We start from the raw sequence: 13,647 nt of genomic DNA on the forward strand, positions 1-13,647 counted from the left end.
TCCCCACCCTCAGCTTCGAATTGAAGGGCCAGGCAATCGTAGCGGCGTCCAGGGCGTCAGACGGAAGCCGCCAAGCGTGCGGTTCGCAGCGTCAACCGGGGATTTGTTTCGCGCTCGGATGGATTTTCGTTCGGGTCGAACCGGACCGCTTCGGCCCGAACATATCGTCTTGGTGACACTGGTGAGTTGGCTTTGCCCGGTGCTGGCAACGAAGTACTCTCTCCGCTTTGGATCCTCCTCTGGAAGGCTGTTCGTGAACGACGACACCACCCACGGCGCTGCGGCCGAGCCGGATTACGAGCCTCCGGTCCTGTTCGACCTGGGTTCCGTGTACGACATCACCTTCGGGAGCAGCAACGGTGGCGGCGATGCCTCCGGCCAGGGTTACGCGTAGCGTTTCGGGCGCTGCTTCCCCCGGTTCTCTGGAAGTTTTCGGGCAATGTCTTGCCGACGACGCAATTCTTGTGCGCGCACTGGATTTCGCCGCCGAAACGGGTGACCACCATCAGGTGACAGACCAGCTCGGCTGCTATTCGGCGGTCGTGCGACGGCCGGGTGAGACGACGTTGTTAGCCGATCCGGTGGCGCAGTTCCCGCTGTACTACGACGGTGCCGGGCGCTTCGCCGCGCGTGCGGGTGATCTCGGCACCGAACTCGACCCCGTCTACCTCGCGACGAGGCTGGCGTGCCTCGACGGAGCCGGCCTCCTCGAGAACCGCAGCCTGTTCGCGGGTGTGCGGCGGGTTCATCCCGGCCACGCGCTGACGATCAGGGACGGCGTGCTGACCGAACGTCCACACGCGCCGTTGCGGGTCGATCCCGCGCTGGGCGCGGCGGACGCGGCCCGGATGTTGCGCGACGCCTTGGTGGCCGCGGTGCGCGCACGGGCCGCGTCCGCGCGCCGGTTGACGGCGGACTTCAGCGGTGGGCTCGATTCCACGTCGCTGGCCTACCTGGCGCTGGACGACGTCGGCGAGCTTCCGGTCCTCACGCACTACCAGCGGGATGCGCCGGTCACCGACGACCTGGACCGGGTGCGTGCGTACATCGCCTCCGAACGCCGGTTCGCGCCCGTGGAGGTCGCTCTGCCGGAGGACAGCCTTCCGTACCAGGACCTGGTGTCGCTGGGCGATGAGCCGCACCCGGCGTCGATCGCTTGCGGCCCAGCGCGTTTCCGGTTCGCGGCCGCGGCCCGGCACGGTGCCGACGTCCACCTCATGGGTGATGGTGGGGACGCCGTGCTGTGGGTGACCGGCGCGTACTTCATCGACCTGGCCCGGCGCGGTGACCTCGTGACGCTGTGGCGGCACTGCTTCGCGTGGGCGCGGTTGCGGCACCGCTCGCCGTTGAGCGTGTTCCGGCGGGCCGTGGTCATGGCGGGGGCGGGACGCCGGCGTGCGTTGGTGCGGCTCGCGGAGACCTTGGAGCGCGGGCTACCCGTTGGCGATCTTCCCTGGGAAGTAGCGGTGATCTCGCGCTGGGACGTGCCTCAGGTGGACTGGCTCGCGCCTACTGCCCGGCAGTTGCTGGCGGAGCAGGTTCGGCTGGCGGCCTGCCGTGAGTCCGATGTGGACGCCGGTGAGTCCGTTGTGCACGATCAGCTGCGGTCGCACGGGCTGACGCAGCGGGTGCACCGGGAGGTCGGCGAGATGGTCGGGATCGACGTGCACGCGCCGTTCCTCGACACCGCCGTGGTGCGCGCGGCGATCGCGATGCCCGCCCACCGGCGTGCCGACCCGTTGGTGGCCAAGCCCCTGCTGCGCAAGGCGTTGGACGGGCTCGTGCCGGACCGCGTGCTGGCGCGGCAGACCAAGGGCGACTACACCCGCGAGGCGTACGCCGGGCTGCGGCGGGCGGCTCCGGTGTTGCGGAAGTACCTGAACGACTCGGCGGCGGAGGCTCACGGGCTGATCGATCCGGTGCCCGTGCGGCAGGCCCTCGAAGACGCGGTGAACGGGTTGCGCGTGCCTTGGGGCGCGCTCAACCAGGTGCTGGCCGTCGAGGTGTGGCTTCGCGAGAACGCTAGGGAAGTGGCTGCGACATGACGCGTTTCGTGGTTCCCGGCTCGGTGCACGTGACCGCCGAGGCCGATGGCGGTCTCATCCTGTTGAACGTGTCGACGGGGCAGTGGCACAAGCTGAACCGCACCGGCAACGAGCTCTTCTCGGTGATCCGCGACCACGGGGTGGACACCGGCGCCGAGCTGTTCGCCGACCGGTATCCCGCCGTGCCGCGCGAGGAGATCCGCCGGCACGCCGAGACGTGTGTGTCCGGTCTGGTGGAGCGCGGCCTGCTGGAGCCGGAGAACCTGGCCCGCGGCAGTGGCGGCGTGCCGATCGCCCTGGTGCCGCGTGGGTCGGTGGCGCTGCGGCCGAAGCTGGTGGCCGCGGTGGCGCTCCCGCTGGCGCTGGTGTTGCTGAGGCTGCCGTTCCGCCGGACCCTGAAGGTCTTCAAGCTGGTGAAGCGCGTCCGGACGAGGCGCGCGGCGACCCGTTCCCAAGCCCTGCAAGCGCTTGCGGCGGCCCAGCGGGTGAGCCGGTTCCACCCCGGCCGGGTGGCGTGCCTGGAGCTCTCGCTGACCGCCGCGCTGACCGCCGCCTTCCGCGGCGGCGAGGTGCAGTGGTGCCTGGGGGTGGCGAGCGACCCGCAGTCGTTCCACGCCTGGATCGAGGCGGAGGGCGAACCGGTGACCGACCCGTTCGACGACCCGATTCCACCGACCTATCGACGAGTGCTGGAGATCTGAGAGCGCTGCTGTGGGCTGATCTGCCGTCAGCAGAGAAAGCGGCGAACCCGCCGCGTCGTTCGGCATCGTCGACCACATGACGACCTCCGAGAAGCTCTTCAGCCCAGGGCTGCGTGAACGGTTCTTCGGTCAGCGGGTGCTGATCCTCGACGGCCCGCTCGACGACGACAACGGCACCGTCCTCATGACCCAGATGCTGTCGCTGGCCAGTGAGGACCCGCGCCAGGACATCGCACTGTGGATCCACTCGCCGGGCGGCTCGGTGCCGTCCATGCTCGCCATCCGCGACGTCATGCGGCTGGTGCCGTGCGACGTGGCCACGCTGGCGCTCGGCCTGGCGTGCAGCGCGGGGCAGTTCCTGCTCTCGTCCGGCACGCCCGGCAAGCGGTTCGCGTTGCCGCACGCCCGGATCCTGATGCACCAGGGCAGTGCGGGCATCGGCGGTTCGGCCGTGGAGGTCGAGGTGCAGGCCGACGACCTGCGCCACACCAGGGACACCGTGCTCGGGCTGATCGCCGAGGACACCGGCCAGCCGTTCGAGCGGATCTTCACGGACTCGTTGCACGACAGGTGGTTCACCACCGGGCAGGCCCTCGACTACGGCTTCATCGACCACGTGGTCAGCGATCTCGGCCAGGTCGTTCCCGTCCGCACGCACAAGCTGGGCCTGCACTCAGGAGCCGTCGCATGAGCACCTACACGATCCCGAACGTCATCACGCGCGACGCCCGCGGTGAGCGCGTCATGGACGTCTACTCGCACCTGCTGTCCGAGCGGATCGTCTACCTCGGCACCGGCATCGACTCCGGGGTGGCCAACGCGCTGATCGCCCAGCTCTTCCACCTGGAGGCCGACAACCCGGACCTGGAGATCAACCTCTACATCAACTGCGAGGGCGGCGACCCCTCGGCGATGCTCGCCCTCTACGACACCATGCGCTACATCAAGGCCCCGGTGGCGACCACCTGCGTGGGCCAGGCCGTGGCGGCGGGCGCCGTGCTCCTCGCGGCGGGCGCGGAAGGCCGGCGGTCGGTCCTGCCGCACTCCAGGGTCGTGCTGCACCAGCCGGCGGCTCAGGGCAGGGGCACCATCCCGGACCTGATCCTCGCGGCGGACGAGGTGGTCCGCGTGCGCACGCAGCTGGAGGCCATCCTGGCGCGTCACACCGGCCGGACGCCGGAGGAACTGCGCCACGACACGGACCGCGACCGGGTGTTCGACGCGCCGGGGGCCGTCGAGTACGGCCTGGTGGACCGCGTGCTCGACCAACGGCCGTGACCGGCGCGTTCAGGGCCGCCGGCATGCCACCCGGCGGCCCTCACGCTAGGCGGCCAGCAACGCGCCGACCATGGCCACCGGGCCGGACGGCCGTCCCATCGGCCGCGAGGTGCGGAACTGGTTCCCTCCGACGAGCCCGCCGGCCCGCAGGGTGCGCATCTGCCCGGCGATTCCGATCAGCAGGTCCGCCAGGTCGATCCCCAGCGCCCCGGCCACCGCCGCGATCATCTCGCTGGACGGCTCCTTGCGGCCGCGTTCGATCTCCGACAGGTACTGCACCGAGATGCCGGCCCGATCGGCCACGTCGACGAGGCGTTCGCCGAGCTCCTCCCGCGTCTCGCGCAGCTTGCGGCCCAGGGCCTCCCGCCACAGGGGTTCCGGGGTGCGCTTGAAGTCCAGGATCTCCGCCATGTCGCCATGGTGACAGCACCCCGGCCACCCCCAGCCGCCGTTCTGCTACCAGCAGAAAGACCGCCCTAAATCCACTCGAAGGTGACCGAAAGACCGCTGAGCAGGCTGTTCCCCGCAAGGTCAAGGCAATCCAAGGGGAGAACATGAGACTGCTCATCGGTCTGGGCGCCGCCGCCATCGCCGCCGTCGCGCTGCCCGCCGTCGCGCACGCCGCGCCGCACACGACCGTCTACGTGTCGAACAAGGTCCTGATCGTCGAGGCCGAGCCCGGCAAGACGAACAACATCACCGTCGGCCTCGACCCGGTGCTGCACCGCCTCACCGTCACCGACTCCGGCGACCTCATCGCGGTCGGCGCGGGCTGTTCGCTCGGCGGCGCCAACGCCAACTGCGTCTACGAGTCGGGCGCGACGAAGCTCATCACGTCGATCCAGATCCGGGCGAACGACCTCAACGACCGCGTCAACATCGCCTACGACAACACGAACGCCGACGCGATGCCGGCCCACGTGTACGGCGAGGCGGGCAACGACGTCATCGAGACCCGTGCCAGGGGCACGATCAGCGGCGGTGACGGCGTGGACGTGCTGCGGCCCAAGCGCGGTGGCGTGAACGTGTACGGCGGCGCGGGCGTGGACCGGGTCGACTACAGCATCGGCAGCTCGCTGCACCCGAACTCGGGGGTGTCGGTCACGATCGGGTCCGGCACCGACGACGGCTACGACACGCTGGCGCTCAAGGACTACGTGGCGGGCGACGTCGAGAACCTGACCGGCACCAACTTCGTCGACCACCTCGTCGGCAACGCGCTCGCCAACAGCATCTCCGCGTTGAACGGCAACGACCTCATCTGGGGCGCCGCGGGCAACGACACGCTCAACGGCGGCCTCGGCGTGGACACCTGCCTCGACGCCGAGGCGGGCGACACGCTGGTCAGCTGCCCCTGACCTTAAGGCGGCTTTAATCGAGCGCGGCATCCTTCAGGTCCGCGGGCCCCGACGGCCCGCGGACCTGAAGGGGGATGGACGTGAAGGTGATGAGCACGGCCCTGCTCGTGCTGAGCATGGCCAGCCCGGCCACCGCGAGCACCAACGACCCGGTGGCCGTGCAGGCCACCAGCCCGGCGTCGTCGGTGGCCAAGACCGTGCAGGTCAGCTGCCCGGCGGGCACGAAGGTCGTCGGCACGGGCGGCGCGGTCACCGGCGAGCGCACGACGATCACACGCCTGCGGCCCGCCGACGACCTCACGAGCGTCGAGGTCACCGCGGTCGAGCACGGCGCGGGCACCAACCAGCAGTGGACGGTCACGGCGCGGGCGACCTGCGCGGCCGGTGACTTCACGCTGGTGTCCAAGAGCGGTGACAACAGCGCCGAGGCGGCCTGCCCCGGCAACCAGAAGACCCTGGGCGTCGCGGGCGAGACGATCGGCCACTTCACCAAGATGGCGCCCAAGAGCAACCTCAAGAGCGCCCTCGTGGAGTCCACGAACGACGTCACGGCCTACGCGATCTGCGGCACGCGGCCGGGACTCACGCTGCGCGGCGGCACCACGAGCGTCGTCATCACCAAGACGGCGGCGAAGTCCGTTGCGTGCCAGGGAAACGAGCAGGTGATCAGCGCCGGCGGTGCGGTCGGCGGCGCGATCATCGAGGACGTCACGACGAACGGGCCCGGCGCGACCGTCACCGGTGAGGGCACGGACGCGCAGGGCCAGGCCATCCGCTGGTCGATCACGCCCTACGTCGTGTGCTCTCCCTGAGCACGCCGGGGAACGGGCGCGGGTCGACGTCGATCTCCCGCATCCGCGTGACGTAGGTCTGGTAGCTCCTCCGAGCCTCGCCGTGACTCCCTGCCGCGGCGAGGACGCGCACCAGCATCAGGTGCGCCGGCTCGTCGTACGGGTCGCGTTCGAGCACGCGCAGGCAGTACCTGCCGGCCAGCGCGTGCTCCCCACCCGACTCGGCCCGTGCGGCGAGCACCGCCACCACCTGCAGGTAGATCAACCGCGCCTCCTCGCGCAGCCGCGCCGCCCAGTCCTCGTACGGGTCCTCCTCCAGGAAGTCCCCGTGGTACGCGGACTCCGCCGCCGCCAGCAACGACCGCGCCTCCGACGATTCCCTTGCGGCAGCGGCGAGTCCGGCCCGTGCGTCGGCCAGGAAGGCGACGACGTCGACCGGCAGCACGTCCGGGTCGAGCCGGACCGCGTCGCCCTCGGCCACGATCCCCGTGCCCGCCCGCAGCACGCTCCGCGCCGTCGACAACGCCACCGCCAGCCGGTTCGCGACCTTCTCCGGTTCCTCGTCCGGCCACAGCAGGTTTCCCAGCGCCTCCCGGGTGATCGGCCGCCCGCGGCGCGCGATGAGGATCTTCACCAGGTCCCTCGCCTTGCGCGACTGCCACGCGGCGGGCGGCAGCGGTTCGCCGTCGCGCAGCACCCGGAACCCGCCCAGCGTCTGGATGAACAACGCGGGCCTGCTCGCCCTGCGGCACGTCTCGGCCACCGCCGCCGCGGCCTCGGCGAGCACCCGCGCGCCCAGGTCCGCGGCCTGCCGGCGGGCGTCCAGCGCCAGGTGTTCCCCTGCCGCACCACCGATCAGCGCCGCCTGCGCCGTCAGCACGCCGACCTCGCCGAGCGGGTTGCCGATCTCCCGCCACAACGTCAGCGCCTGGTCCAGCAGCACGGGGTCGCGTTCGAGCTCCCCGCGCAGCCGCAACGACCGCGCGAACCCCGCCCGGTCACCGCGCCGGGTCGCGATCTCCGCCGCCTCCTGGCACAGGTCCTTCGCCTCGTCGAGCCGTGCCAGCACCAGCAGCGCCGCCACGCTCTCGCCCAGGTCCAACGCCGTGCGGGCGTGCGCACGAGCCGAGTCGGGATCGTCCACCGCGTTCAGCTCGGCCAGCCCGACGTGCGCCAGCACCAGGTGCGGCACCGTGTTCTTGGCCGACGCCAGCCGCAACGCCTCCTGCAACGCGAACCCCGCCAGCGCCCGGTCGCCGCGCAACCGGTGCACCTCGCCCAGGTACACCAGCGGTGCCGCCGCCAGCCAGCTCCCGGCGGCGTCGAAAACCTTTTGCGCCGCGTGGAAATCGGCCGCCGCCTCGTCCAGCCGCCCGAGCCCGAGCAACGCCTCGCCGCGGTTGTGCAGCCCGATCGCCCGGTAGGTGGCGAACCCGGTGACGTCCGCGAGCGGCAGCATCTCCTCGATCTCCCGCAACGCCGCCCGGTGCTCGCCCGCCTCGACGTGGTGCGACGCGCGGTTCGACCGGATCCGGATCACACCGAGCACGTCCCCGGCCTTCTGCGCGTGGTCCAGAGCCAGGTCGTAGTGCTCGGTCAACGCGTCGCGCTTCCCTTGTGCCGCGGCGACCATCGCCAGCACGGTGTGTGCGGTGCCCGTGCCCGCGTCGTTCGTCGCCGTCTCCAACGCGGCGGAAGCCTTGGCAGCGGCCGACTCCAGGTCTCCCAACGCCCAGTGCGCGCTCGCCGCCGTGCTCAGCACCATCGACTCCGCCGCCGGATCGGACCCGTCCGGCACGTACCCGTCGCAGATCTTCAGCGCGTCCTGCGGACCGCCGCGCAGGTGCTGGATCCACGCCATCCGCCAGGCCAGTTCGGCGGTGAGGCCGTCGGACGTGGCCTGGGTGAACCGGTCCGCCGCCGGCAACCACTCCCCGCGCAACTGGTGCGCCACGCCTTCGAGCTGCCACACCTCGGCCGTGCGCGCGGCCTCCGGCACCAGGCGCGTCGCGGCCAGCACGGCGTCCGCGCCACGGGTCCGCAGCACGTCGCCGAGCAACGCCGTGACGCCGGCCCAATCCTCCAGCGCCGCAAGGGAATCCACCGCACGCACGTACTCACCCCGGGACACGAACCAGCGCGCGGCATCCGAGTGCACCCCGGCGGCCGGTTCCAGGAACTCGCGCGCCAGCGGCACGAGCGCGAACCACCCCGGCTCCGCGCGGACGTGCTCCACGAACAACCCGCGCCGCGCGAGGTCCGGCAGGATCACCGGCGCCCGGTCGTGCCCCAGGCACGTCAGCAGGTCGATCGTGAACCGGTCGAACGCGGCCGCCGTCCGCAGCAGCTCGCGGGTGGCCGGCGGCTCGCGCCCCACCACCTCGTCCACCAGGTCGCCGAGCTCCTCGACCGTCCCCGTCTCCGCGACCAGCCGCACCGCGATCGGCCACCCGCCGGTCACGTCCTGCACGTCGTGCCCCGCGACCGCCACCGTCTCCTCCGCCGTGAACGCCAGCTGTGCCGCGGTGATCTCCGTCAGGTCCCCGTCGACCTTCAGGCGCCGCAACGAGAACGGCGCGGGCGCGCGCCCGGACAGCACGAGACGCGCGCTCGGCGGCAACTGGAGGCAGAGCGCCTCCAGCAGCTGAGCGGCCGAATCTCCTTGTCCGAGAACATGAATGTCGTCGAGCACGACCAGCACGTCCGGCGGCCAGGCGTCGGCCAGCAACGCCGCGAGGGCGTGCGCGCGCCCGGCATCGTCCTCTCCGGACACCGACGGCACGCTCGTCCAGCCCACCGCCAGGGCGGCGGCCATCGGTTGCAGCAGGCGATGGCCTTCCTGGCAGGTGTGCCACACGACCGGACGGTCGGTGTGCGCCTGCGCCAGCAGAGTCGTTTTGCCGTACCCGGCGGGGGCGACGAGCGTCGTGAGCCTCGTCGCGCAGAGCAGCCCCTCGAGCCGGGGCCGCCGGATCACCGTTGTCCTCCCACGCCCCAAGATCGTGCCTGCCGGGGCAACGTTACCGATGAATTCGGGCAGAAATAGACAGTGTGGCAGTGACTGCCAGACTGGCGTACGGTGTCGGCATGGGAGTCGACTACGGGAAGCAGACGGTGCTGGTCACCGGAGCGAGTTCGGGCATCGGCGCGGAGTTCGCTCGGCGCCTCGCGGCACGAGGAGCGAGCCTCGTGCTGGTGGCGCGCCGCAAGGACAGGCTGGAGGAACTGGCCGCCGAGCTGCGCGGCAGACACGGCGTGACCGTGCACGTCGTGGCCGCGGACCTTGCGCAACCGGGCGTCGGCGCACGCCTGGCGGACGAGACCGCGGGGTTCGGTGTCACGAGCCTCGTCAACAACGCCGGGTTCGCGAACTTCGGGGCCTTCCACGAGGAGGACCCGGAACGGCTGCGGCAGGAGGTCGCGGTCGACGTCAACGCGGTCGTCGAGATCAGCAGGGCGTTCATCGAACCGTTGCGCGCCAACGGTCACGGCTTCCTGATCAACCTGGCGAGCATGGCCGCGTACCAGGCGACGCCGTGGTCGTCGGTCTACGGCGCCACGAAGGCCTTCGTGGTGAGTTTCACCGAAGGGCTGTGGGTCGAGTCCCAGGGCACGGGTCTGCGCGTGATGGTGCTCTCACCCGGCGCCACGCGCACCGAGTTCTTCGACGTGGCCGGCGAGGAGATGGCGGGAGGGCAGCGGATGCAGACCGCGGGCGACGTCGTCACGACGGCGTTGAAGGCGCTGGACCGCCGGGTCACGCCGGTCGGCGTCATCTCGGGCCGGATGAACCGCCTGCTGGCGTTCGTGGGACGCCACTTCACCTCGCGCGCGATGGGAGCCAGGATGATCGGCCGGATGGTGCGCCAGAGCTAGAGTGGGTCGCATGGAGAAGTCGGCGTCGCTGTGGGAGCGGTCGCGTCAGGCCGCGGTCGCCGAGATCGTCGACACGGCGCTGACCCTGTTCGAGCAGCAGGGCTACGAGGCCACGACCATGGCCCAGGTCGCGAGCAAGGCCGGGGTGTCGCAGCGGTCGCTCTTCCGCTACTTCGGCACCAAGGAGGACCTGGTCTGCAGCGACCAGGACGCCCTCGGCGACCTGCTGGTCAGCACCGTCGCGGCCCAGCCGGCCGACCTGTCCGCCTGGGACGCACTGCGGGCCGGGTTCACCACGATGCTCGCCGCCTCGAACCACACCCCGCAACGGGTGCTGGAGATCTCCCGGCTGATCTTCACCACCGCGTCGCTGCGCTCCCGCTACTTCGAGAAGCGGCTGCGGTGGCAGCACGCGCTGGTGCCCGTGATCGAGCGGCGGATGGGCATCGACTCCGGTGACGTCCCGGACGCCCGCGCGATGGGCGTCATCGCCACGGTGTTCGCGTGCGTGGACGCCGCGACGGAACTGTGGGTCCTGCACGGCGGCAAGGCCGATGCGTTCGAGCTGTACGAACAGGCGCTTGCCGCCGTGCGGGCCTAGACCTTCACCTCGGACTTCCTGCGGCGCAACCGAAGCACGACCGTCACCGCCAGCAGCACGACCAGGATGCCGTAGGCGACCGCCGCGAACGGGCTGGTCACCAACGCGCTCAGGTCGCCCTCGCTGATCTGCAACGTGCGCCGGACCTGCTCCTCCGCCATCGGCCCGAGGATCAGGCCGACCACGAGCGGCGCGACCGGATAGCCGTGCCGCCGCATGAAGAAGCCGATCACGCCGATCACCAGCAGCACGATCAGGTCGTCCGTCACGAAGTTCACCGCGTAGGTGCCCAGCGCGGCGAACAGCAGGATGCCCGCGTACAGGTACGGCCGCGGGATCTGCAGCACCTTCACCCAGATCTTCACCAGCGGCAGGTTCAGCACGAGCAGCATCACGTTGCCGATGTACAGCGACGCGATCAACGCCCACACCATCGGGCCGTTGTTGGTGAACAGCAACGGACCCGGCTGGATGCCGTAGCTCTGGAACGCCGCCACGATCACGGCCGCCGTCGCGGTGGTGGGCAGGCCGAGCGTCAGCAACGGCACCAGCACACCCGCCGCGGCCGCGTTGTTGGCCGCCTCCGGCCCCGCGACGCCCTCGATCGCGCCCTTGCCGAACTCCTCGGGCCGCTTCGAGAGCTTCTTCTCCGCCGCGTACGACAGGAACGTCGACACGTCCGCGCCACCGGCCGGCACGGTGCCGATCGGGAACCCGATGAACGTGCCGCGCAGCCAGGGCTTCCACGAGCGCTTCCAGAACTCGCCCGTCATCCACTTGCCGCCGATCGGCACGACCTCGATGGGCCCGTGCCGCAGCCGCGACGCCACGTACAGCGCCTCACCGACCGCGAACACACCGACCGCCACGACGACCACGTCGATGCCGTCGGCCATGGTCGTGATGCCGAGCGTGAAGCGCTGCTGCCCGCTCAGCGTGTCGGTGCCGATCAGGCCGATGAACAGGCCGAGCCCCAACGACGCCAAGCCGCGTACGGGGGAGGACCCGAGCAGCGCCGCGACCGTCGTGAAAGCCACGACCATCAGCGCCACGTAGTCCGCCGGGCCGAGCTGCACCGCGACGTCCGCGATGGTCGGCGCCAGCAACGTGAGCAGCACCGTGGCGATCGTGCCCGCCACGAACGAGCCGATGGCCGCCGTCGCGAGCGCGGCCGCACCGCGCCCGGCCTTGGCCATCTTGTTGCCCTCTAAGGCAGTCACGATGGACGCGGACTCGCCGGGGGTGTTCAACAGGATGGACGTCGTCGAACCGCCGTACATGCCGCCGTAGTAGATGCCCGCGAAGATGATCAGCGCGGCCGTCGGGTCGAGCGTGTACGTCAGCGGCAGCAGCAGTGCCACCGTCATGGCCGGTCCGATGCCCGGCAGCACGCCGACCGCGGTGCCGAGCGTGACGCCCAGCAACGCGTACAGCAGGTACTCGGGCTGGGCGGCGGTCGCGAAGCCCTCCATCAGCATGGTGATGCTATCCATCGAGGAACGGCACCCCTTCGAAGATCCCGGCGGGCAGCGAGAGGCCCAGGCCGTACGCGAACACCACCTGCACGACCAGCGCGAGCACGATCGCGATCGGCAGCGCACGCCACCAGGTCGCGCCCAGCGTCCAGGCCGCGCCGAAGAACAGCAGCGCCGCCGCGACCGGCCAGCCGACGAGGTCGATCAGCACCAGGTGCGCGATCAGCACCGCCACGAGCTTGCCCACGGTGATCCAGTCGGTGCGGACGTTCTCGTCGACGTCCTCACCCTCCTCGGCCTCGCCGAGCTTGCCGCGGGCCGTCGCGACGATCGCCACGATGCCCGTCACGATCAGCAGAACTCCCACGGCGTAAGGAAAAGCGCGTGGTCCTACGACGTTGTCGTCGCGCGCGGCGATCGTGGTCGCGTCGACCAGGGTGAAGACCCCGATCGCCGCGACCAGACCGCCGAACGCGAACTCCTCGATTTTTGCCGAGATCACTTCACGAGCCCGATGTCCTGCAGTGCGGGCTTCACGCGGCCGATCTCCTTGGCCATGAACGTGGAGAACTCGCTGCCGGTCAGGAACGTGTCCGTCCAGCCCTTCTTGGTGAGCTCGTCCTTCCACTGCTGGCTCGCGTGCATGTCCGTGACGAGCTTCGTGAGCCGGGTCTTGGCCTCCGCCGAGATCGACGCGGGCGCCACGACGCCACGCCAGTTGATCAGCTCGACGCCCAGGTCGCTGAACGTGGGCACGTTCAGGTCGGGGACGGGGTTCGGGCCGGAAGTGCCGAGCGCGCGCAGCTTGCCCGCCTTGATCTGCTCCTTGTACTCGCCGACACCGGAGATGCCCGCGTCGACCTTCTTGCCCAGCAACGCCGCCAGCGACTCGCCACCGCCGGAGTACGGCACGTAGTTCAGCTTGTCCGGCGCGATGTTCTTCGCCTTGAGCAGCATCCCGGCGAGGATGTGGTCGGTGCCGCCCGCGGAACCGCCGGTGATCGAGACGCCCTTGCCCTTCTCGTTGACGGCGGCGAGCAGGTCGTCGATCGTCTTGTGCGGCGAGTCCGCCGGCACCACGACGACCTCGTCCTCGGCCGTCAGCCGGGCGATCGGGGTGGTCTCCTCCAGCCGGGCGGGCGACGCGTTGGTCTCCACCGCGCCGACCATGACCAGGCCGGTGATCATCAGGTACGTGTCGGAGCGCTCGTTCAGCAGCTTCTGCAGACCGACCGTGCCGCCGGCGCCGCCGACGTTGGTGACCTGCACCGAGTTCGCGAGCTTGGCCCCCTGCACGGCCGACTGCATCGACCGCGCCGTCTGGTCCCAGCCACCACCGGGGTCGGCGGGCGCCATGATCTCCAGCTTCGCGATGGAGTCACCGCCGCTCGCACTCTTCGCCCCCTGACCGCATCCCGCGAGCACCAGCCCGGCGGCGGCGACCGCCACCGCTCGTCTCCATGCCGTGGTCATTCGAGCACTCCTCGCCTCGTCGCGAACGTTGGGCGGGGACGCTAGGTAA

At 70.7% G+C, this 13,647-nt stretch carries 14 protein-coding genes; 9 read left to right on the forward strand and 5 right to left on the reverse strand.

All coding sequences use genetic code 11. The annotated features are described in order from the left end of the window. Window positions 1-253: 253 nt before the first annotated feature. From ACFWNN_RS12365 to ACFWNN_RS12385, 5 genes are all read left to right on the forward strand, one after another. The gene (locus ACFWNN_RS12365; RefSeq protein WP_382439966.1) at window positions 254-394 is read left to right on the forward strand and encodes a hypothetical protein; all 141 of its coding nucleotides are present in this window, start codon (window positions 254-256) and stop codon (window positions 392-394) included. Next, entirely contained in the window at window positions 369-2,045 is a 1,677-nt protein-coding gene (locus ACFWNN_RS12370; RefSeq protein WP_382439967.1) for an albusnodin/ikarugamycin family macrolactam cyclase, read from the forward strand. Before ACFWNN_RS12365 ends, ACFWNN_RS12370 begins: the two co-directional genes overlap by 26 nt. After that, window positions 2,042-2,746 carry a lasso peptide biosynthesis B2 protein gene (locus tag ACFWNN_RS12375; RefSeq protein ID WP_382439968.1) on the forward strand — a complete coding sequence of 235 codons (705 nt, stop codon included), beginning with the start codon at window positions 2,042-2,044 and terminating at the stop codon, window positions 2,744-2,746. Before ACFWNN_RS12370 ends, ACFWNN_RS12375 begins: the two co-directional genes overlap by 4 nt. Window positions 2,747-2,822: 76 nt before the next feature. After that, window positions 2,823-3,437, forward strand: coding sequence for a ClpP family protease (locus ACFWNN_RS12380; RefSeq protein WP_382439969.1), 615 nt, complete (start codon window positions 2,823-2,825; stop codon window positions 3,435-3,437). After that, window positions 3,434-4,024 carry a ClpP family protease gene (locus tag ACFWNN_RS12385; protein ID WP_382439970.1) on the forward strand — a complete coding sequence of 197 codons (591 nt, stop codon included), beginning with the start codon at window positions 3,434-3,436 and terminating at the stop codon, window positions 4,022-4,024. Before ACFWNN_RS12380 ends, ACFWNN_RS12385 begins: the two co-directional genes overlap by 4 nt. Before the next feature lie 45 nt (window positions 4,025-4,069). Here the strand turns inward: ACFWNN_RS12385 and ACFWNN_RS12390 are convergent, their stop codons facing one another. Further along, complete coding sequence (locus tag ACFWNN_RS12390) at window positions 4,070-4,435, reverse strand: helix-turn-helix domain-containing protein (protein WP_382439971.1); 366 nt, start codon at window positions 4,433-4,435, stop codon at window positions 4,070-4,072. Window positions 4,436-4,578: 143 nt separating this feature from the next. Here ACFWNN_RS12390 and ACFWNN_RS12395 point away from each other — a divergent pair, with 143 nt between their 5' ends. Together ACFWNN_RS12395 and ACFWNN_RS12400 are read left to right on the forward strand one after the other, a co-directional pair. Next, window positions 4,579-5,382: a calcium-binding protein gene (locus ACFWNN_RS12395; protein ID WP_382439972.1), complete on the forward strand. Its 804-nt coding sequence runs from the start codon at window positions 4,579-4,581 to the stop codon at window positions 5,380-5,382. Window positions 5,383-5,471: 89 nt separating this feature from the next. Then, window positions 5,472-6,194, forward strand: a complete 723-nt coding sequence (locus tag ACFWNN_RS12400) for a hypothetical protein (RefSeq protein WP_382439973.1) — start codon at window positions 5,472-5,474, stop codon at window positions 6,192-6,194. Here ACFWNN_RS12400 and ACFWNN_RS12405 read toward each other — a convergent pair. Then, a complete protein-coding gene (locus ACFWNN_RS12405) occupies window positions 6,166-9,150 on the reverse strand; it encodes a BTAD domain-containing putative transcriptional regulator (protein ID WP_382439974.1) in 2,985 nt (994 codons plus the stop codon). The two genes, ACFWNN_RS12400 and ACFWNN_RS12405, sit on opposite strands and share 29 nt — an antisense overlap. Window positions 9,151-9,260: 110 nt before the next feature. On the opposite strand from ACFWNN_RS12405, the gene ACFWNN_RS12410 reads away from it, so the two are divergent. Beyond that, window positions 9,261-10,049, forward strand: a complete 789-nt coding sequence (locus tag ACFWNN_RS12410; protein ID WP_382439975.1) for an SDR family NAD(P)-dependent oxidoreductase — start codon at window positions 9,261-9,263, stop codon at window positions 10,047-10,049. A gap of 10 nt (window positions 10,050-10,059) precedes the next feature. Beyond that, window positions 10,060-10,650: a TetR/AcrR family transcriptional regulator gene (locus tag ACFWNN_RS12415; RefSeq protein WP_382439976.1), complete on the forward strand. Its 591-nt coding sequence runs from the start codon at window positions 10,060-10,062 to the stop codon at window positions 10,648-10,650. Here the strand turns inward: ACFWNN_RS12415 and ACFWNN_RS12420 are convergent. The 3 genes from ACFWNN_RS12420 to ACFWNN_RS12430 are packed head-to-tail and all read right to left on the reverse strand — an operon-like array spanning window position 10,647 to window position 13,598. Beyond that, entirely contained in the window at window positions 10,647-12,143 is a 1,497-nt protein-coding gene (locus ACFWNN_RS12420) for a tripartite tricarboxylate transporter permease (RefSeq protein WP_382439977.1), read from the reverse strand. The two genes, ACFWNN_RS12415 and ACFWNN_RS12420, sit on opposite strands and share 4 nt — an antisense overlap. Further along, window positions 12,136-12,627, reverse strand: a complete 492-nt coding sequence (locus ACFWNN_RS12425; protein ID WP_382439978.1) for a tripartite tricarboxylate transporter TctB family protein — start codon at window positions 12,625-12,627, stop codon at window positions 12,136-12,138. Before ACFWNN_RS12425 ends, ACFWNN_RS12420 begins: the two co-directional genes overlap by 8 nt. Then, a complete protein-coding gene (locus ACFWNN_RS12430) occupies window positions 12,624-13,598 on the reverse strand; it encodes a Bug family tripartite tricarboxylate transporter substrate binding protein (protein WP_382439979.1) in 975 nt (324 codons plus the stop codon). Before ACFWNN_RS12430 ends, ACFWNN_RS12425 begins: the two co-directional genes overlap by 4 nt. Between the last annotated feature and the right edge of the window lie 49 nt (window positions 13,599-13,647).

The sequence above is a fragment of the Lentzea sp. NPDC058450 genome (genome assembly GCF_042721395.1).
GTDB lineage: Bacteria > Actinomycetota > Actinomycetes > Mycobacteriales > Pseudonocardiaceae > Lentzea.

Excerpts from the sequence above, each read along its gene's own strand:
- ACFWNN_RS12370 (WP_382439967.1), top strand. The coding sequence starts at position 369 with ATGCCTCCGGCCAGGGTTACGCGTAGCGTTTCGGGCGCTGCTTCCCCC.
- ACFWNN_RS12375 (WP_382439968.1), top strand. The coding sequence starts at position 2,042 with ATGACGCGTTTCGTGGTTCCCGGCTCGGTGCACGTGACCGCCGAGGCC.
- ACFWNN_RS12380 (WP_382439969.1), top strand. The coding sequence starts at position 2,823 with ATGACGACCTCCGAGAAGCTCTTCAGCCCAGGGCTGCGTGAACGGTTC.
- ACFWNN_RS12385 (WP_382439970.1), top strand. The coding sequence starts at position 3,434 with ATGAGCACCTACACGATCCCGAACGTCATCACGCGCGACGCCCGCGGT.
- ACFWNN_RS12390 (WP_382439971.1), bottom strand. The coding sequence starts at position 4,435 with ATGGCGGAGATCCTGGACTTCAAGCGCACCCCGGAACCCCTGTGGCGG.
- ACFWNN_RS12395 (WP_382439972.1), top strand. The coding sequence starts at position 4,579 with ATGAGACTGCTCATCGGTCTGGGCGCCGCCGCCATCGCCGCCGTCGCG.
- ACFWNN_RS12400 (WP_382439973.1), top strand. The coding sequence starts at position 5,472 with ATGAGCACGGCCCTGCTCGTGCTGAGCATGGCCAGCCCGGCCACCGCG.
- ACFWNN_RS12410 (WP_382439975.1), top strand. The coding sequence starts at position 9,261 with ATGGGAGTCGACTACGGGAAGCAGACGGTGCTGGTCACCGGAGCGAGT.
- ACFWNN_RS12415 (WP_382439976.1), top strand. The coding sequence starts at position 10,060 with ATGGAGAAGTCGGCGTCGCTGTGGGAGCGGTCGCGTCAGGCCGCGGTC.
- ACFWNN_RS12420 (WP_382439977.1), bottom strand. The coding sequence starts at position 12,143 with ATGGATAGCATCACCATGCTGATGGAGGGCTTCGCGACCGCCGCCCAG.
- ACFWNN_RS12430 (WP_382439979.1), bottom strand. The coding sequence starts at position 13,598 with ATGACCACGGCATGGAGACGAGCGGTGGCGGTCGCCGCCGCCGGGCTG.